The sequence below is a fragment of the Afifella sp. IM 167 genome, assembly GCF_020144925.1.
GTDB lineage: Bacteria > Pseudomonadota > Alphaproteobacteria > Rhizobiales > Afifellaceae > Afifella.
Genome location: NZ_NSLC01000006.1, coordinates 255,576 through 273,013 on the forward strand (window position 1 = coordinate 255,576; position 17,438 = coordinate 273,013).

Below are 17,438 nucleotides of genomic sequence, written 5' to 3' on the forward strand. Positions count from 1 at the left end.
TCTGGCGACCGGCCGTTTCCCGTATTCCTGCCTGTATTCCGGAAGGCGGCTTCAGCGGCGCACGACAACCTTCGTGCCGACATTGACCCGCTCGTAGAGGTCCATCACGTCGTCGTTGGTCATGCGGATGCAGCCCGAGGAGACGGCGGAGCCGATCGTCCAGGGCTCGTTGGAGCCGTGAATGCGGTAGAAGGTGTTGCCGATATAGAGGGCACGGGCGCCGAGCGGATTGTTCGGGCCGCCCTCCATATGCGCCGGCAGGCCAGGCTGGCGCTTGCGCATGGCCGGCGGCGGGGTCCAGCCCGGCCATTCCGCCTTGCGGGTGACGCGGTGCGTGCCGGCCCACTGGAAGCCCTCGCGGCCGACGCCGACGCCGTATTTCAGCGCCTTGCCGTCGCCCATCACGTAGTAGAGGCGGCGCTCGGTCGTGTCGACGATAATGGTGTTGGCGCCGTAGGGGCCGTCATAGCTGACGACTTCCTTCTGGATCGGCGACTTGCCGTGGTGACGGCCCGGGCCGATGTCCTGCCACTGCTTCGACACGGGGTCGAAGAACCGCGCCGTCGGCTGGGCCGATGCCTGCGGCGCAAAGGAGGTGGCGGCCATCGCAACAAGGGCGACCGTGGCCGCCATCAATCCAAGTCTCTTCATCCTAGTCCCCGCATCGCTGGCGATTTTGTGCTTGTTTCTCCTGTGAGGCGAATCACCCCTCCTGCGCAAGCGCGTGGAGAGCCGCTTGCCCTGTCTTGCGCCATTTTGGGCGCAGATGTGTCCGGCCGGACACGCCGGGGCGTCCCGTCAACCGGTCGCGTCGTCGCGGGGACGCCAAGCTGCGACAGCGGGGGGCGCTCCCGGGCTTTCGAAGCCGGGCCATGATCGCTAGACGAGCCCGGTCGTCGCTTGCAGCATCGGGAAGCCCATGGCCGATTTCATCCTCACGCTCTCCTGCCCGAACCGGCCGGGAATCGTCTCCGCCGTCGCCACAGCGCTCGTCTCCAACGGCTACAACATCCTGGAGGCGCAGCAGTTCGACGACGCCGAGACGGGCAACTTCTTCATGCGCGTGCTCTTCAACCCGGCACTGGAGGAGGCCGATGCGGAAGCCTTCCAGGCTGCCATGGAGGAGATCGCCGAGCGCTTTTCGATGACCTTCACGTTGCGCGACCGCAGCCTGCGGCGCCGGGTGATGATCCTCGTCTCCAAGTTCGACCATTGCCTCGCCGACCTTCTTTATCGCTGGCGCATCGGCGAATTGCCGATGGATGTGACGGCGATCGTTTCCAATCATCCGCGCGAGGTACTGCACATCCCCGAGCTGGAGGAATTGCCGTTCCACCACCTGCCGGTCACCGCCGCGACCAAGGCTGAGCAGGAGGCGAGGCTCTTGGAGTTGATCGAGGAGACGGATACCGAGCTCGTCGTCCTCGCGCGCTACATGCAGGTCCTCTCCGACGAACTCTCCTCCAAGCTCGCCGGCCACTGCATCAACATCCACCATTCCTTCCTGCCGGGCTTCAAGGGCGCCAAGCCCTACCACCAGGCGCATGCGCGCGGCGTGAAGCTCATCGGGGCGACGGCCCATTTCGTCACGCCCGACCTCGACGAGGGGCCGATCATCGAACAGGACGTGGAGCGCATCACCCACCGCCACACGCCGGACGAGCTCGTCGCCAAGGGGCGCGACATCGAGCGCCGGGTGCTTGCCCGCGCGCTCCATTACGTCCTCGACGACCGGGTGATCATCTCCGGCCACAAGACCGTGGTGTTCTACGACTAATAGGTCTTCTACGACGGATCGTTCAGAGCGATTCCTGCAGCAGCGCGCCGATCTTCCGCCGCTCGCGGCGTGAGCGGATCTGGACGGAATCCAACGTGGTCGGGCAGACGCTGGTACGCCCGTCCTCATCCTTGCGCAGTTCGAAGGTGCGCCGCGACCCCACCAGAAGATCGTCGGAGCCGTAGACGGCGACGGCCGTCAGCTCGAGCGACTCGACGACGCTCGCCCAGTCCTCGCCCTGCGCCGGGCCGTCCTCCGATTCCCCCATCTGCTGGATGAGATCGCGGAAGGTGCCGATATCGAGGTACTCGCCCGGCTGCAGCGGGCCCTGCTTGAAGATGGAGCGCGGGTCTCCTTTCATCGTCTCGTCGAGCTCCCTCAGATCGGTGAGCGCATGCTGGAAGGTGCGGTCCTCCGTCTTCATCGTGGCGATGATGCTCGTCAGGTAGACGGCGCTGGTGCTCATGTTGCTGATGAGGCAATGCCCGCCGAGCCCGCTGCCGGCGCCCCGGTTGATGAGGATGGTGGAGCGGCGCTGACGGCGAAAGTTGCTCAGGATGAGCTGCAGATAGACAAGCCAGACGAGAAGCGTGCCGACCGAGGTGACGGCGGCGATGGCGCTGCTGTTCTCGCTGATCCAGTTCCACATGGCTCAGCCGCTCCCGCGCGGCTGTGGCGGGCGGCGGAAAGCCCGTTTCTGGCGGCACGGCGTGCGCGGATCGGGTGCTCCGGCCATCATGCTCTCCCTCCTCGGACGTTGCGGGATACTAACCGGCGACCTGGAAGGTGGTTTCCTTCGCCGCGTGCGAAACCTTCGCGCCGGATCCACCGCCCATGATCTTCGCATGGCGAAGATCGCTTGCACTTTAGGCTGAAGGGGAGGGGGCAAGGAATGGTGGGCGCGACAGGGATTGAACCTGTGACCCCTGCCGTGTGAAGGCAGTGCTCTCCCGCTGAGCTACGCGCCCTTGACCGCAAGCGCATGTGGCACGGGTCGGGCCCTTGGTCAAGACGAGCAAGTGGCCCGTCCGCGCGTCTTCCCCGCGTCCCCCGTTACACGCGCGCCCTACGCGGCGCCGTGTGCCTTGCGCGCCAGCAGGCGCTCGGCGAGCGCCACGGTCAGCTCGGCGTAGTCGGAAAGCAGGAAGTCGGGTGCAAGCTCGGCCACCGGCCGGTCGCTGTAGCCGAAGGTGACGCCGATGACGGGCACGTTCGCCGCCTTGGCCGCACCGATATCGGCAGCGGAATCGCCGATCATCAGCGTCGTCCCGGTCTCGCCGCCCGCCGCCTCGACGGTGGCGATGAGATGCCCCGGATCCGGCTTCTTGCGCTCCACCGCATCGACGCCGAGGAGGGCGGCAAAGCGCTCCAGGATGCCGAGCTTGGAAAGCAGCAGCCTGGAGGTTTCCGTGCGCTTGTTGGTGCACACGGCAAAGCGCCAGCCGGCCGCCTCCAGCCGGTCCATCGCGGCAAGCACGCCCGGAAAGGCGCGGCTCTTCACGCAGATGTTCTGCGAATAATGCTCCAGGAAGAGCTCGAACAGCCGGTCGAGCTCCACGTCTTCGAGGCTGGAGCCGGAGCGGGCCGCTCCTGCGACGATCATCCGCCGCGCCCCGCCGGAGATGAAGGGCATGATCTCGCCGGCGGGGGCGGCGGGCAGGCCGTGCGTCTCAAGCACATGGTTGAGCGTGCCCATCAGGTCGGGGGCGGTGTCGACGAGCGTGCCGTCGAGGTCGAAGACGAGGAGAGGAGCCATCCCGGCTGGCTAGCGGAGGGGGGCGGCCGGCGCAAGAAGCCGCCTTGGAACGCCCATCGCCGCATGATAGCTGGAGCCGCGTAGAAGATGGGGGAGCGACGATGTCGGACGATCTGAAGCGCGAGGCGGCCGCGACCGCTCTTGAGGCCGTCGAGGATGGCATGAGGCTCGGCCTCGGCACCGGCTCGACGGCCGCATGGTTCGTGCGGCTTCTCGGCGAGAAAGTGCGCGCGGGGCTCAATGTCGTCGGCGTGCCGACCTCCGAGGCGACCCGCCGCCAGGCCGAGGAGGAGGGCATTGCCCTCACCAGCCTTGATGAGATCGACCGCCTCGACCTCACCGTCGACGGCGCCGACGAGGTCGGCCCGGACCTCGCCCTCGTCAAGGGCGGCGGCGGGGCCCTCCTGCGCGAGAAGATCGTGGCGGCGGCCTCCGACCGCATGATCGTCGTCGCCGACGCCTCCAAGGACGTGCCGGTGCTGGGTGCCTTCCCGCTCCCGATCGAGGTGGTGCGCTTCGGCGTCAAGGCGAGCGAGCGGGCCATCGCCGACACCGCCGCGGCCCTCGGCCTTTCCGGGCCGCTCGCCTGGCGCATGGCCGGCGGCGAGCGTTTCCTCACCGATGAGGGGCACTACATCCTCGACGCATCTTTTGGCCGTATTCCTGATCCACAGGCGCTGGCGGACGGCCTGGCGGCAATCCCCGGCGTCGTCGAGCACGGCCTCTTCCTCGGCCTCGCCGACGAGGCCCTGATCGCCACCCCCGAAGGGATCAAAAGGCTTTCCCGCACGCCGTCACGGGCGTGACGGCCGCCCCCTTTTCCGTTATCGACGGCGCTTCAAGCGTCGCCAGAGACCAGGAGACATTCATGTATCGTCTGATCGCGCTTTGCCTGCTCGCACTGGCGGCCATCGTGCCCGCCCAGTACGCGGCGGCGCAGGACAACAGCACGCAGAACGCCGGCGCCATCGACGAGCCCAGTCCCGAGCAGATGAAGCTGGCGCGCCAGGTGCTCGCCGCCTCCTCGCTGTCGCGCTCCTTCGACCAGATCCTGCCGTCCGTCGCCGACCAGGCGAAATCGACGCTGATCCGTTCCAACCCGCAGGCCCAGCTCGGCATCATCGAGATCGTCGACAAGGTGGCGCTGCAGATGGTCGATCGCCGCCCCGAGCTGGAGAACCGGCTCGCCCGCGTCTGGGCGGTCAATTTCTCCACCGAGGAACTGCAGGCCTATCTCGACTTCTTCCAGACCGATGCTGGCAAGAAGCTCGGCGCCAATCTCGTCAGCCTCCTCAACGCGCAGCTCAACGTCAGCCAGGCCTGGGCGCAGGAGCTGAGCTCCGATATCCTCCAGCGTGCCACGGAGGAACTGCAGAAGATCACCGCCAGCGAGGCGCAGAGCCTGCAGGCCGCTCCGCCGGAGACCCCTCAGAAGCAGTGACTTTCTCCGCCGGAACAGGGAGCCGGCCGGGCTGGCCGGAAATGGGATGAGCCAGCGCCGCTACGACTACGACCTCTTCGTCATTGGCGCCGGCTCCGGCGGCGTGCGCGCCGCGCGGCTCGCCGCGCAGACCGGCGCGCGTGTCGCGGTGGCGGAGGAAAGCCGCGTCGGCGGCACCTGCGTCATCCGCGGCTGCATCCCCAAGAAGCTTCTCATCTACGCCTCCCAGTTCGGCGAGCATTTTGAGGATAGCGTCGGCTACGGCTGGTCCTACGAGAACGCGCATTTCGACTGGCCGACGCTGATCGCCCACAAGGACAAGGAGATCGCGCGGCTCGAGGGGCTTTATCGGGCCAACCTCGAAAAGGCGGGCGCCGAGCTGATCGACGAGCGCGCCGTCCTCGCCGGCGGGCACGACATCCACCTTCAGCGCTCAGGGCGCACCGTCTCGGCCGAGCGCATTCTGATCTCGACGGGCGGCCGGCCCAATCCGCACAAAGCGCTTGTCGGCCACGAGCTCTGCATCACCTCCGACGAGGCCTTCGGGCTGGAAAAGCTTCCGGAGAAGGTCGTCATCTGCGGCGGCGGCTACATCGCCGTGGAATTCGCCGGGATCTTCGCCTCCATGGGCGTCGATACGACGATCCTCTATCGCGGCAAGGAGATCCTGCAGCGCTTCGACATGGATCTGCGGCGCCTGTTGCATGCCGAATACGAGAACAAGGGCATCAAGATCCGCTGCCAGGACGTCTTCGGCCGGATCGAGCGGCTGGACAGCGGCTGGCTGCGCGGCACCTTCCACGGCGGAGACTGCTACGACGCCGAGCAGGTCCTGCTCGCGGTGGGCCGCCTGCCGAACACCGAGGGGCTGGGGCTGGAAAAGCTCGGCATTGAGACCGATGCCCGCGGCTCCATCTGCGTCGACGCATATTCGAAGACGAACTGCGAGCATGTCTGGGCGATCGGCGACGTCACCGACCGCATGCAATTGACGCCGGTGGCGATCCACGAGGCGATGTGCTTCGTCGACACCGTCTTCAATGGTCGGCCGACCAAGCCCGATTACGGCTCCGTGCCGACCGCCGTCTTCTCGCAGCCGGAGATCGGCACCGTCGGCATGACGGAGGATGCCGCCCGCAGGGAGATCGACCACCTGGCGATCTACAAATCGGTCTTCCGTCCGCTGAAGAACACGCTTTCGGGGCGCTCCGAGCGCATGCTGGTCAAGCTTGTCGTCGACGCCGATACGGACAGGGTGCTCGGCGCGCACGTCCTCGGCCCCGACGCGGGAGAGATGGCCCAGCTTCTCGGCATTGCGGTGAAGATGGGCGCCACCAAGGCCGATTTCGACCGCACCATGGCGGTGCATCCGACGGCGGCCGAAGAACTCGTGACGATGTACGAACCGAGCGCCATCATCCGCAAGGGTGAGGTCGTCGAGGCGGCCTGAGATCGCCCGCATGGCGCTGGCGGCCGGCTTCCGGCCGACGGCCGCCCTGCCGTCGAAGCCCACGCGCGCCGTGCGCTAGGATGGCGCCAACCCTTTCCGATCGCCTGCATTGTCTGCACGCGGTCCCTCACAAGCTTCGCGACAGGATGGCAACTTAGGCGTTCCGCGTTGGAATTGTTCAATTGACGCGAGATGCCCCATGTTCCGAGTTTCGCTCGCCGCCCTGATCGTGGTCGCGGCCACCGCCGCAAAGGCAGATTCCTTTCCGCCCGATGCCAGGCGGCTCATTGATGCCGGCCTGATCGAGCAGATCGACACCTGGATGGACTCCGAGGTGGTGCGCCTCTCGGTCCGCAGCCAGAATGAGCGCTACGGCAAGCTGACCCAGGCCGAGATCGACGCCCTCGACGAGCAGTGGAAATCCGAGCGCGAGGTCGCCGACAAGCCGCTGATTGCGGCGACGCTTTCCAGCCCGCTCTCCGTCTACCTCACGCGCATGCAGGGCCAGTCCGCGGGCCTTTTTGTCGAGATCTTCGTGATGGACGACAAGGGGCTGAACGTTGGCCAGTCCTCCATCACCAGCGACTTCTGGCAGGGCGACGAAGCCAAGTTCCAGAAGACCTTTCCGCAGGGTCCCGAGGCGATCTTCATCGACGAGCCGGAGTGGGACGAGAACCTGAAGATCTGGCGCGCGCAGGTGAACAAGACGCTCGCCGAAGCCGACCAGAACACCTCTCTCGGCGCCGTGACCGTCGAGGTGAACCTCACCGAACTGGCGCGCCGCAAGCTCGCCGTGGCACAGTAACCGGAGGCCCGACCCGTGCTTAAGAACATGTCCGTTACGACCAAGGCGGTCCTGGCCTTCGCGGTGCTCGCGGTGATCGGCCTTGTCGTCAGTGCTGTCGTCTATTTCCAGGCCATGCAGGCCGAACGCGCCGTGCAGAAATACGGCGAGGTGCAGTCCGCGATCATCGAGATCGCCAGGTTGAAAAGCGACATCGATGCGCAGTCCGTCAGCCTTAAGAACTTCCTTCTGACCGGCGACCGGGACTGGGTCGGGGGGATCGAAGCGAAGAAGGCCGAGATCGAGACGCTCTTCGCCAGGATCGAGCCGATGCTCGCTCAGGCCGATATCGGCCAGACCGCCGACCCGGCGATGTCGCTCTGGCGCCAGTGGTACGACAAATTCGTTGTCCGCCAGGCCGCGCTGATGCGTGACCCGATGACCGTCGACCTTGCCAAGGCCATCGAAGCGGCCGGCACGGGTCAGACCGCATTTGCGGCCGTCAAGACGGAGATCGACGGGATCGTCGGGGCCCTGACCGCCCGCCAGAGCGAGCTCGCCAGCGCCCAGCAGGACTCGCTCGCACTGGTGGAGACCGTGGCGCTGGTCAGCGCCGCCGTCAGCGCCGCCTGTGCCATTCTCTTCGGCATCTTCAACTTCCTCAGCGTGGCGCGTCCTCTCGGCAGGCTGGCCAGAGCCACCGAGACGCTGGCGGAGGGCGATACCAACGTGGAGCTTCACGAGGTCGAGCGTGCCGACGAGATCGGCAAGATGAACAACGCCCTTTCCATCTTCCGCGCCAACCTCGTGCGGGCACGCGAACTTGAAGCTTCGGCAGCCGAAGAGCGCGAGGCCGCAACACGCCGGCGCCGCGAGGAAATGCTCCGGCTCGCCGGTGCCTTCGAGGAATCGGTCATCGGCCTGTCCGGCGAGATCCGTTCCGCTTCCCAGCATCTGGAAGAAACGGCGGTGTTCCTGCAGGAGGTCTCCAGTTCCACCAGTGAGCAGTCGCTGACGGTTTCCTCCGCGGCCGAACAGGCAACCGCCAATGTCCAGACGGTGGCGAGCGCCACGGAGGAACTGTCGGCTTCCACCCGCGATATCAGCGCGCAGATCGAAGCTTCGACCCGTACCGCCCGCACCGCGGCCGGCGAGGTCGAGCGGTCCAGCAAGGCGGTCGACGGCCTCAACGCGGTCGTCCGCCGGGTCGGCGACGTGACCCAGCTCATCACCGACATCGCCTCGCAGACCAATCTTCTGGCCCTCAACGCCACCATTGAGGCGGCGCGGGCCGGCGAAGCGGGCAAGGGCTTTGCCGTTGTCGCGGCCGAGGTCAAGGCGCTCGCCGAGCAGACCGCCAAGGCCATCGAGGAGATCGACCGCCAGATCGCGGATATCCGTTCGGCCGCCGACGTCTCCATCGAGGCGACCCACTCGATCGCCGACATGGTCCGCGATATCGCCGAGCGCTCCGATCAGATCGCTCTGTCGGCGGAGCAGCAGAGCGACGCCACGAACGAGATCGCCCGCAACATCACCGAAGCGGCCTCGGGCACCCAGGAGGTGAGCGCGTCGATCGGAAAGGTCTCCGAATCGGCGACGCGCACCGGCGAGGTGAGCATCCAGGTGCGCAATTCGGTCGGCGATCTCGACCAGCGCCTGGAGGCGCTGCGCGGTGCGATGGATCAGTTCCTGGAAAATGTGAGGGCCGCCTGATCCTCACGGCCTCTGAGTGACGCCCGCTGCCGCGGGCCGGACCCAGCGCGCGGTGCGCGGTTCGGCTGGCAGCGGGCGACGACCTGAAATTCTCTCCCTGCCGGTTCCTCAGAGGCCGTGCAGTCGAGGGTGGCTGAAACCCCATTCTCGGTGGGTCGCAGCCTTCTCAGACGACCTGCCGCAGGCGCGCCGCCGCCACCGTCGCGAGCAGCCCGCCCAGCGCCAGGAGCGAAAAGGCGAGCCCCCAGGCGACCGGATCGGACAAGCCGTTCTGACGCGAGACGTCGAGCACGCCACCCGCCGCGATCGGCGCCACGGCGCCCGCGCCGAAGCCGAGCAGGGAGCGGATCGCCAGCACCTTGCCGAGGACGCCCGGCGTCGTCGTCTCTGTCAGCGCCACGGTCAGCACCGGGGAATCGGCGATGGAGGTAACCGCCTGCAGCATGGCGAGCGTGATCAGGATGGCGAGCGGCGCGGCCACCAGCCAGCCGAGCGAGAAGGAGAGGCAGGTGGAGAGCGCCGCCACCGCAATCAACACGGTCCGCCGTCCGAGCCTGTCGGAAAGCCCGCCCATGGAGAAGGTCGCCGCCGAGGCGAGGAGGTGCATGCCGCCGATCAGCATGGCGCTCTGTCCGCTGGCGAGCCCGATGCCGTGGCCGGAAAGGGCGAAGGCGGCGGCGAGCAGCGCCGGCATCCAGGCCCAGCCGCCGAGCAGCTCCCAGGAATGGTAGACGTAGCCTTCCGTCAGAAGCCGCGTCTGCCGGTCCCGCCACAGCGCATCGACGACGCCTTCGCCTTTCGGCCGCTGATGGATGGTGTTCGGCATCTCGCGCAAGAGGAAGAGCAGCATCACCGCGCCGATGGCCGGCATGGCGCCGCAGGCGAGGAAGGCCGCCTCGTAGCCGCCGAACGAGAGCACGGCGCCGGTGAGGCCGAGCGAGAAGGCATAGCCAACGGAGGTGGAGCCGATCAGCCAGCCCATGGCGGTGCCGCGCCTCTTGGAGGCGGCGCGCTCGGCGAAGACCATGACGAGCGGCGTGTAGACGCCGCCCTGGGCGAGCCCGCAGATGGCGTAAAGGATCATGGCGCTCGTCCAGTCGCGGGCGAAGAGGCCGAAAGCGAGCGAGGAGAGGGCGCTCCCCACCGCCGAGATCTGCACCATGCGCTTGGCGCCGAAATGGTCGGAAGCCCAGGCGAAGAGGAAGAGCGAGACGGCGTAAGAGATGGTGAAGGCCGAAACGACCGCGCCTGCCCGCGTGGCCGAAATGCCCCAGGCCGGCTGCAGCACCGGAATGGAAGCGGCCGCCGTCATGAAGCTGCCGTAGAGAAAGACGCGAGAGAGACAGACGAGGACCGTCCATCTCCCGACGGATTGGGCCATGCCGGTATCCTGGCCTGATCGGGGATCGCGGCGGCCGGAGAGCCGTCGCCGGCTCCGCCTCTAATGTCATTTCCGCCTGCCGTCGAGGTGCCGGCGCTTGCGCCGGAGCGCAAAAGCGGGCGAGAAACGGCTCCGTGTTCACCTGTTTCGGCTACGGCTCGCTCGTCAACGCGGCCACCCTCTCTGAGACGACGGAGGTCGCCCCGGCCCGCCTGAAGGGCTGGCGGCGCGCCTGGCGCCATTCCGGTGTCACGCCCTACGGCCAGCGCTGCACGCTCACCGTCGTGCCCGACGCGGATTGCGAGATCTGGGGGGTCGTCGTCGCGATTCCCCTGGAGGAGCGCCCGCATCTCGACCGGCGGGAGGCGCAGTACGAGGCCGTTCTCCTGTCGCCCGGAGACGTCACCTGGACCGCCGGGCGCCCTGAAGCCTGGCCCGATCCGCATCTGTGGGTCGGCCATGCCGAATACGGGCGGGCAGGGGACGCCGACTTCCCCGTCATGCTCTCCTATCTCGACGTCGTGCTCGCCGGCTTCTTCGCCGAGTTCGGCGAGGCGGGCGTTTCGCATTTCCTGGAGACGACGGCCGACTGGCACGTGCCGATTCTCGACGACAGGGCAAAGCCCCGCTATCCGCGCGCGCTCCTCCTCTCCGACGCCGACCGCGCCATGGTCGACGGCGCGATCCGGGCGGCCGGGGCGACGAAGATCGGGCTTTGAGCCCGGCCTAGATCGGGCTCGGCTGCGGCGTCACCGATGTGTAGGGAGCTGGCCCTTTGCAGCCGGCGAGCGTTTCGGCGATGAGATGGTCGACGACTTCGCGGAGCGCTTCCGGCTCGCTGGCCCCGGCTTCGATCGCGTCCTCGTAGACGGCGAGCTGCTTGTCGGCGCTGGTGCCGCCCGAGGCGATGCCGCGGATGCGCTCCACCTCGCTCGCGCAGCCGAAATGGTCCGCATCCTCGGCGACGAGGTCGATGATTTCGCCGGCTAGGTCGCTGAAGGGCACAAGCTCGCCCCGCCCGAAATCGATGAGCCTGCCGGCCGCGCCGTGGCGCTGGGCGATCCAGCGATTTTCGGCGATCAGTGCCATCGGATAGTGCCGCCAGCGCTGGTTGTCGCGCCTCAGCCGCCAGAGCATGCGCGCAAGGCAGCGAAAAGTGGCGGCGATCGCGAGCGCGTCCTCGACCCGCGTGCACACGTCGGTGACGCGCATCTCCAGCGTCGGAAAGCGCACGGAAGGGCGAAGGTCCCACCAGATCTTCGTGGCGTCCTCGATGACGCCCGCCCCGGTCAGCACGGAGACGAAGCGCTCGAACTCGCCGAAGGAGGAGAAGCGCTCCGGCGGGCCTGAACGCGGCAGCGCGTCGAAGACGGTGAGGCGGAAGGATTTGAGCCCCGCCTTGCGTCCCTGCCAGAAGGGCGAGGAGGTGGAGAGGCACAGAAGGTGCGGCAGGAAATAGGCGAGCTGGTTGTGCAGGTCGATCCTGAGCTCAGGGTCCTCCACCCCGACATGCACATGCATGCCGCAGATGACGAGACGGCGGCCGACGACCTGCAGGCTCTCGGCGATCTCGCGGTAGCGCGGCTTGTCGGTGGAGCGCTGCTCGCTCCATTGCGCGAAGGGATGCGTGGAGGCGGCGATCGGGGCGAGCCCGTGCTTTCCCGCCTCCTCGGCGATGGTGCTCCTGAGGCGGGCGAGCTCGCGCCGCGCATCGGCGAGGCTCTTGCAGACGGGCGTTCCGACCTCGATCTGGCAGCGCAGGAATTCCGGCGCGACGGCGCCGCCGAGAATTTCCTGGCATGACGTCAGAAGTTCTTCCGGCGGATCGACGCAAAGGTCGCGACTTGTTGTGTCGACGAGGAGGTATTCCTCTTCGATACCGATGGTGAAAGCCGGTTCGTTCTCTGCCATGTCTCGATTGTGCGTGGGGACGGGGCGCGAGGCAAGCGCCTGCCTGGGGCGCAAACCTTCATACCTTGCGGCCTTTTGTGCCCTTGCAGAGCGCCCCTCGGCTTGACGCTGCGGGCCGAAGGGACGATAGCGTAGCCCGCTGATTGAGGGCCGGGTCAAGCCTGCCGCCGGCGGGTGCTCGCGGCCTCCTGTCGAAGAGTTGCGATATGGATACCAAGTGGAATCCGGCCTCCTGGCGCGGCCGGCCGATCGAACAGGTGCCGGACTACCCGGACGCAGCGGCGCTGGAGAGCGTGGAAGGGCGGCTCGCCACCTATCCGCCGCTCGTCTTCGCGGGCGAGGCGCGCAAGCTGAAGAAGGCGCTCGCCGAGGCCGCCGAGGGGCGGGCCTTCCTGCTCCAGGGCGGCGACTGCGCCGAAAGCTTTGCCGAGCATGGCGCCGACAACATCCGCGACTTCTTCCGCGTCTTCCTGCAGATGGCGATCGTGCTCACCTTCGCCGGCCGCGTGCCGGTGGTGAAGGTCGGCCGCATCGCCGGCCAGTTCGCCAAGCCGCGTTCGGCGCCGACGGAGAAGCAGGGCGACATCGAGCTGCCGACCTATCGCGGTGACATCATCAACGGCATCGAGTTCGACGAGGCCTCGCGCCTGCCCGACCCGTTCCGCCTGGAGATGGCCTATCGCCAGTCGGCGGCGACGCTGAACCTCTTGCGCGCCTTCGCCCAGGGCGGCTTCGCCAACCTGGAGCACGTGCATCAGTGGATGCTCGGCTTCATCGCCGACAGCCCGCAGGCCTCCCGCTATCAGGCGATGGCGAGCCAGATCAGCGAGACGCTGGGCTTCATGCGCGCCATCGGCATCGACGCCGATACCACGCCCTCGCTGCGCCAGACGGATTTCTTCACCAGCCACGAGGCGCTGCTGCTCGGCTACGAGCAGGCGCTGACGCGCGTCGATTCCACCTCCGGCGACTGGTACGCCACCTCCGGCCATCTCCTGTGGATCGGGGACCGCACGCGCCAGCCGGACAACGCCCATATCGAGTTCTGCCGCGGCATCAAGAACCCGCTCGGGCTGAAATGCGGCCCCTCGCTCGATGCCGACGGGCTCCTGCGCCTCATCGACCTGCTCAACCCCGCCAACGAGGCGGGCCGGCTGACGCTGATCGCAAGGTTCGGCTCCGGCGAGATCGGCAAGCACCTGCCCAAGCTCATCCGGGCGGTGGAGAAGGAAGGCCGCAAGGTCGTCTGGTCCTGCGATCCGATGCACGGCAACACGGTGAAGGCCGCCAACGGCTACAAGACGCGCCCCTTCACGGCGATCCTGTCGGAGGTGGAGGATTTCTTCGCCATCCACGCCGCCGAGGGCACCCATGCCGGCGGCATTCATATCGAGATGACCGGCAAGAACGTCACCGAGTGCATCGGCGGCGCACGCGCCGTGGAGGTGGAGCACCTTTCCGACCGCTACCACACCCATTGCGACCCGCGCCTCAACGCCGATCAGGCGCTCGAACTCGCTTTCCTGGTGGCCGAGCTCCTGCGCAAGGACCGTGTCAGCCGCGAGGCGAAGAGGCTGGCGGCCGGCTGAGCCGGCCCCTCGCCCGGCTTATGAGCGCTCTTTCGGGAAGCTGCGCCTGCGGGGCGGTAAGGTTCACCGCCTCCGGCGAGGCGGGCCCGGCCAAGGCCTGTCATTGCACCACCTGCCGCAAGCAGTCTGGCCATTACTGGGTGGCCGTGAGCGCTGTCAGGGCGGACATATCCGTCACCGGCGCCGAGTATGTGCGCTGGTTCAAGGCGACGGACGAGGCGCGGCGCGGCTTCTGCGAACTCTGCGGCTCCACGCTCTTCTGGGAGAAGGCCGGCAGCGACCGCATGTCGTTCTCGGCCGGCGCGCTCGACGGCGAGACTGGACTTCGCCTTGCCGTGCATATCTATCTGGCGGAAAAGGGAGATTATTACGATATCTCCGATTCGGTGCCGTGCTTTGCCGGCTCCGACGTTGCTGCATCGAAGGAGCATGCTGAGGAATGAGCGAAACTCCCAAGCCGCGTGACGCCGTTGCCGGCAACGAGAGGCGCCAGGCGGCGCTGCCCGGCCAGGGCGGCCTGAAGCGCATCGCCGATGCCGGGCTCAATTCCATGCGCGGCCTGAAGAACGCGCTCGGCACCGAGGCGGCCGTGCAGCAGGAGATGGCGGTGCTCGCCCTCGGCCTGCCGCTCTCCTTCTTCGTCGCCCGCGATCCGTGGACCTGGCTGGCGCTTGTCGGCAGCCTTCTCTTCGTCCTGACGGTGGAACTCCTCAACACCGCGATCGAGCGGCTGTGCAACCATGTGACGCCGCAGCGCCACGAGGCGATCCGCGTCACCAAGGACATCGCCTCCGCCGGCGTCTTCTTCGCCCTGGCTCTGGCCGGCCTCGTCTGGGGCGTGGCCATCCTGGAGAGGGTCGGCTGGATCGGCTGACGGGCAGGCCCTTCGTCGCCGTTGCTGTCGGAGAACGGGCGGGCTAATCCGGGCCGGGTCAGCCAACCGAGGCCGCAATGACTACCGATATCCTGCGCATCGCCGTCGCGCAGCTCAACCCGATCGTCGGCGACGTCGCCGGCAACCTTGAGAAGGCGCGCGCGGCGAGAGCCGAGGCCGCCGGCAGGGGCGCCGACCTCGTCGTCTATTCCGAGCTCTTTCTGGCCGGCTATCCGCCGGAAGATCTCGTCCTGCGCCCTGCTTTCCAGGAGGCCTGCCGCGCCGCGCTCGACGATCTCGTCGCCGATACGGCCGACGGGGGACCCGCCGTCCTGATCGGCCTGCCGCTGCGCGAGGGCGACAAGCTGCACAATTCCGTCGCCCTTGCCGATGCCGGCGCCCTCGTCGGCGTCCGCCACAAGGTCGACCTTCCGAACTACGCTGTCTTCGACGAGAAGCGCGTCTTCCAGCCAGGCCCGCTGCCGGGGCCCCTCGGTTTCCGGGGCGTGCGGCTCGGCGTGCCGATCTGCGAGGACATCTGGACGGAGGAGGTGACGGAGTGCCTGGCCGAGACGGGCGCCGAAATCCTCATCGTGCCGAACGGCTCGCCTTACGAGCGGGCGAAGATCGACATCCGCATGCAGATCGCCGTGGAGCGGGTTGTCGAGACCGGCCTGCCGATGATCTACGCCAACCAGCTCGGCGGCCAGGACGAACTGGTCTTCGACGGCGGCTCCTTCGGCCTTGCCGCCGACCGTCGCCTCGCCTTCCAGATGAAGCAGTTCGTCGAGGACGTGGCGATCACGACATGGCGCCGGGGCGAGGGCGGCTGGGAACTGGCCGAAGGCCCGCAGGAGGTGCTTGCCGACCAGGTGACGGCGGACTGGCAGGCCTGCGTCCTCGGCCTCAGGGACTATGTCGACAAGAACCGCTTTCCGGGCGTCGTCATCGGACTTTCCGGCGGCATCGATTCGGCTGTCTGCGCGGCGATGGCCGTCGATGCGCTGGGGGCGGAGCGCGTCCATTGCGTGATGCTGCCCTACCGCTACACCTCCTCCGAAAGCCTGAAGGATGCCGAGGCCTGCGCCGATGCGCTCGGCATGCGCTACGACACGGTGCCGATCGCCGAGGCCGTCGAGGCCTTCGAGGCGATGCTGGCGCCTCTCTTTGCCGGCCATGCGCCGGGCGTGACGGAGGAGAATATCCAGTCGCGCGTGCGCGGCACGGCGCTGATGGCGATCTCCAACAAGTTCGGTTCGATGGTGGTGACGACCGGCAACAAGTCGGAGATGTCGGTCGGATACGCCACGCTCTACGGCGACATGAACGGCGGCTTCAACCCGATCAAGGACCTCTACAAGAGCGAGGTCTACAACCTCGCCCGCTGGCGCAATGCCCACCGCCCGGAGGGCCTGCTCGGGCCGCAAGGCGAGGTGATCCCCGCGAACATCATCCAGAAGGAGCCGACGGCCGAGCTGCGCGAGGGCCAGCGCGACCAGGATTCGCTGCCTCCCTACGACGTGCTCGACGCGATCCTGGAAGGCCTCGTGGAGCGCGAGGCGAGCGCCGCGGAACTGATTTCAGAGGGCTTCGATGCCGACACCGTCAAGCGCGTGCAGAAGCTTCTTTACGTGGCCGAGTACAAGCGCCGCCAGGCGGCTCCGGGCGTGAAGATCACCCAGCGCAATTTCGGCCGCGACCGCCGCTATCCGATCGTCAACGGCTGGCGCGATGCGGTGTGAGTCGGCCGAAGGCGCCTCTCAGTAAACGTCCGGGCAGCCGCCGACGCTGCGCAGCCTGTCGATGGCGGCGGCGGAGCCTTTCAGCGAGTAGTCTTCAAGCGGCCGGTCCTCCAGATAGAGCCGCACGTCGCCGAAGCGCCGGAGTGCTGCATTGAGATCGAGATGCGTGCGGATGCCGAGCGCCTCGCCGTTCGTCGGCGCCTTCCACTGCATCGCTGTGCAGTCCCCGTATTCGCAGGTGAGCGCGAGGTTGACGCGCTCGCTCTCGCGGCCGTCGAAGACGAGGCCCACCCAGACCTCCCCGCTCTTTGAGCGCTGCTCCTCTGAGCGGATGTCGGGCTCCAGCGTGATGGTGGCCATGCCGCTGTTGCCGCGGCAATCGACCATCAGCCGCGCCCCGTCATCGGCGGTCACGACGGCAACGCCCGCGCTGTCCGCTTCCCGTCGATATTGCCATCTGCCGGACGGCGCCATTGCGCCCTCGGCCGTCTCCTTGCCGGGATCCGCCGGTGCCGCGCTCGCATCCGGCTGGTCGGGCGGATTGATCGTCTTGATCAGGATCTTGCCGTCCGCGCCGTCGAACCAGACCTCGCCGTTGCCGATCATGGCGCCTTGATCGCGGATGAAGAGCGAGCCGTAAGTCGCTTCGCTGATGGCGGTTTTTACTCCCGGCGTGAAGACCTTGTCGAAATCGGCGAGGAGCGCCTTGGCGTTGCCATAGGTCTTCGGCTTGCCCGGCCCGTAGACGTTGAGCGGATAGCGCACCATGCCGGCGAGTGCCTCGCGATCGTCCGCCGCCGCGGCCTGTTTCAGGCGCGCCAGGAAGGCCCGCGCTTCCTCCGGCTTGTCGATGCCGGCCATGTCGAGGCGCGAATCGACCTCGCATTCCTCGGGGGTCCCCGAGCAGCCGGCCGCCTCTGCGCCGGGCGCAGCCGCGAGGAGGAAGAGCCCCAGGAGAAGTATCGCCTTGCGCATCTTGGTCTGTCCTTCGTTTCCCGTCCCGCGCGGCGAGCCTAG

General features: G+C 67.5%; 17 protein-coding genes and 1 tRNA gene. 11 read left to right on the forward strand and 7 right to left on the reverse strand.

Annotation, left to right across the window (positions count from 1 at the left end):
- Nucleotides 1-51: 51 nt before the first annotated feature.
- On the reverse strand, nucleotides 52-633 hold the full coding sequence (locus CLD20_RS12995; protein ID WP_224407074.1) for a L,D-transpeptidase: 582 nt from the start codon (nucleotides 631-633) through the stop codon (nucleotides 52-54).
- Nucleotides 634-919: 286 nt separating this feature from the next.
- On the opposite strand from CLD20_RS12995, the gene purU reads away from it, so the two are divergent.
- Nucleotides 920-1,777: a formyltetrahydrofolate deformylase gene (gene purU / locus CLD20_RS13000; RefSeq protein ID WP_224407075.1), complete on the forward strand. Its 858-nt coding sequence runs from the start codon at nucleotides 920-922 to the stop codon at nucleotides 1,775-1,777.
- Nucleotides 1,778-1,799: 22 nt separating this feature from the next.
- Here the strand turns inward: purU and CLD20_RS13005 are convergent, their stop codons facing one another.
- The 3 genes from CLD20_RS13005 to CLD20_RS13015 form a co-directional block, all read right to left on the reverse strand.
- On the reverse strand, nucleotides 1,800-2,426 hold the full coding sequence (locus tag CLD20_RS13005) for a hypothetical protein (protein WP_224407076.1): 627 nt from the start codon (nucleotides 2,424-2,426) through the stop codon (nucleotides 1,800-1,802).
- Between the two features lie 244 nt (nucleotides 2,427-2,670).
- Nucleotides 2,671-2,745, reverse strand: a tRNA-Val gene (locus CLD20_RS13010).
- Nucleotides 2,746-2,843: 98 nt separating this feature from the next.
- A complete protein-coding gene (locus CLD20_RS13015) occupies nucleotides 2,844-3,533 on the reverse strand; it encodes an HAD-IA family hydrolase (RefSeq protein ID WP_224407077.1) in 690 nt (229 codons plus the stop codon).
- 101 nt (nucleotides 3,534-3,634) lie between these two features.
- Between CLD20_RS13015 and rpiA the strand changes: the two genes are divergently transcribed.
- From rpiA to CLD20_RS13040, 5 genes are all read left to right on the forward strand, one after another.
- Nucleotides 3,635-4,339, forward strand: a complete 705-nt coding sequence (gene rpiA / locus CLD20_RS13020; RefSeq protein ID WP_224407078.1) for a ribose-5-phosphate isomerase RpiA — start codon at nucleotides 3,635-3,637, stop codon at nucleotides 4,337-4,339.
- Nucleotides 4,340-4,401: 62 nt separating this feature from the next.
- Nucleotides 4,402-4,974, forward strand: coding sequence for a DUF2059 domain-containing protein (locus tag CLD20_RS13025; protein ID WP_224407079.1), 573 nt, complete (start codon nucleotides 4,402-4,404; stop codon nucleotides 4,972-4,974).
- 46 nt (nucleotides 4,975-5,020) lie between these two features.
- Nucleotides 5,021-6,424, forward strand: coding sequence for a glutathione-disulfide reductase (gor, locus tag CLD20_RS13030; protein ID WP_224407080.1), 1,404 nt, complete (start codon nucleotides 5,021-5,023; stop codon nucleotides 6,422-6,424).
- A gap of 199 nt (nucleotides 6,425-6,623) precedes the next feature.
- Nucleotides 6,624-7,229: a hypothetical protein gene (locus CLD20_RS13035; protein ID WP_224407081.1), complete on the forward strand. Its 606-nt coding sequence runs from the start codon at nucleotides 6,624-6,626 to the stop codon at nucleotides 7,227-7,229.
- A 15-nt stretch (nucleotides 7,230-7,244) separates the two neighbouring features.
- Nucleotides 7,245-8,924, forward strand: coding sequence for a methyl-accepting chemotaxis protein (locus CLD20_RS13040; protein WP_224407082.1), 1,680 nt, complete (start codon nucleotides 7,245-7,247; stop codon nucleotides 8,922-8,924).
- A 166-nt stretch (nucleotides 8,925-9,090) separates the two neighbouring features.
- On the opposite strand, the gene CLD20_RS13045 is transcribed toward CLD20_RS13040, so the two are convergent.
- Nucleotides 9,091-10,305, reverse strand: a complete 1,215-nt coding sequence (locus CLD20_RS13045) for an MFS transporter (protein WP_224407083.1) — start codon at nucleotides 10,303-10,305, stop codon at nucleotides 9,091-9,093.
- 134 nt (nucleotides 10,306-10,439) lie between these two features.
- Here CLD20_RS13045 and CLD20_RS13050 point away from each other — a divergent pair, with 134 nt between their 5' ends.
- Nucleotides 10,440-11,024: a gamma-glutamylcyclotransferase family protein gene (locus CLD20_RS13050; RefSeq protein ID WP_224407084.1), complete on the forward strand. Its 585-nt coding sequence runs from the start codon at nucleotides 10,440-10,442 to the stop codon at nucleotides 11,022-11,024.
- A 7-nt stretch (nucleotides 11,025-11,031) separates the two neighbouring features.
- On the opposite strand, the gene CLD20_RS13055 is transcribed toward CLD20_RS13050, so the two are convergent.
- Entirely contained in the window at nucleotides 11,032-12,216 is a 1,185-nt protein-coding gene (locus CLD20_RS13055; RefSeq protein WP_224407085.1) for a carboxylate-amine ligase, read from the reverse strand.
- A 206-nt stretch (nucleotides 12,217-12,422) separates the two neighbouring features.
- Here CLD20_RS13055 and CLD20_RS13060 point away from each other — a divergent pair, with 206 nt between their 5' ends.
- The 4 genes from CLD20_RS13060 (at nucleotide 12,423) to CLD20_RS13075 (ending at nucleotide 16,421) form a co-directional block, all read left to right on the forward strand.
- Nucleotides 12,423-13,805: a class II 3-deoxy-7-phosphoheptulonate synthase gene (locus CLD20_RS13060; RefSeq protein ID WP_224407086.1), complete on the forward strand. Its 1,383-nt coding sequence runs from the start codon at nucleotides 12,423-12,425 to the stop codon at nucleotides 13,803-13,805.
- 20 nt (nucleotides 13,806-13,825) lie between these two features.
- The gene (locus tag CLD20_RS13065) at nucleotides 13,826-14,248 is read left to right on the forward strand and encodes a GFA family protein (protein WP_224407087.1); all 423 of its coding nucleotides are present in this window, start codon (nucleotides 13,826-13,828) and stop codon (nucleotides 14,246-14,248) included.
- Nucleotides 14,245-14,679 carry a diacylglycerol kinase gene (locus tag CLD20_RS13070; protein WP_224407088.1) on the forward strand — a complete coding sequence of 145 codons (435 nt, stop codon included), beginning with the start codon at nucleotides 14,245-14,247 and terminating at the stop codon, nucleotides 14,677-14,679. The genes CLD20_RS13065 and CLD20_RS13070 overlap by 4 nt, the downstream gene beginning before the upstream one ends.
- A gap of 77 nt (nucleotides 14,680-14,756) precedes the next feature.
- On the forward strand, nucleotides 14,757-16,421 hold the full coding sequence (locus tag CLD20_RS13075) for an NAD+ synthase (RefSeq protein WP_224407089.1): 1,665 nt from the start codon (nucleotides 14,757-14,759) through the stop codon (nucleotides 16,419-16,421).
- 18 nt (nucleotides 16,422-16,439) lie between these two features.
- Here CLD20_RS13075 and CLD20_RS13080 read toward each other — a convergent pair whose 3' ends face one another.
- A complete protein-coding gene (locus tag CLD20_RS13080) occupies nucleotides 16,440-17,396 on the reverse strand; it encodes a hypothetical protein (RefSeq protein WP_224407090.1) in 957 nt (318 codons plus the stop codon).
- Nucleotides 17,397-17,438: the final 42 nt, after the last annotated feature.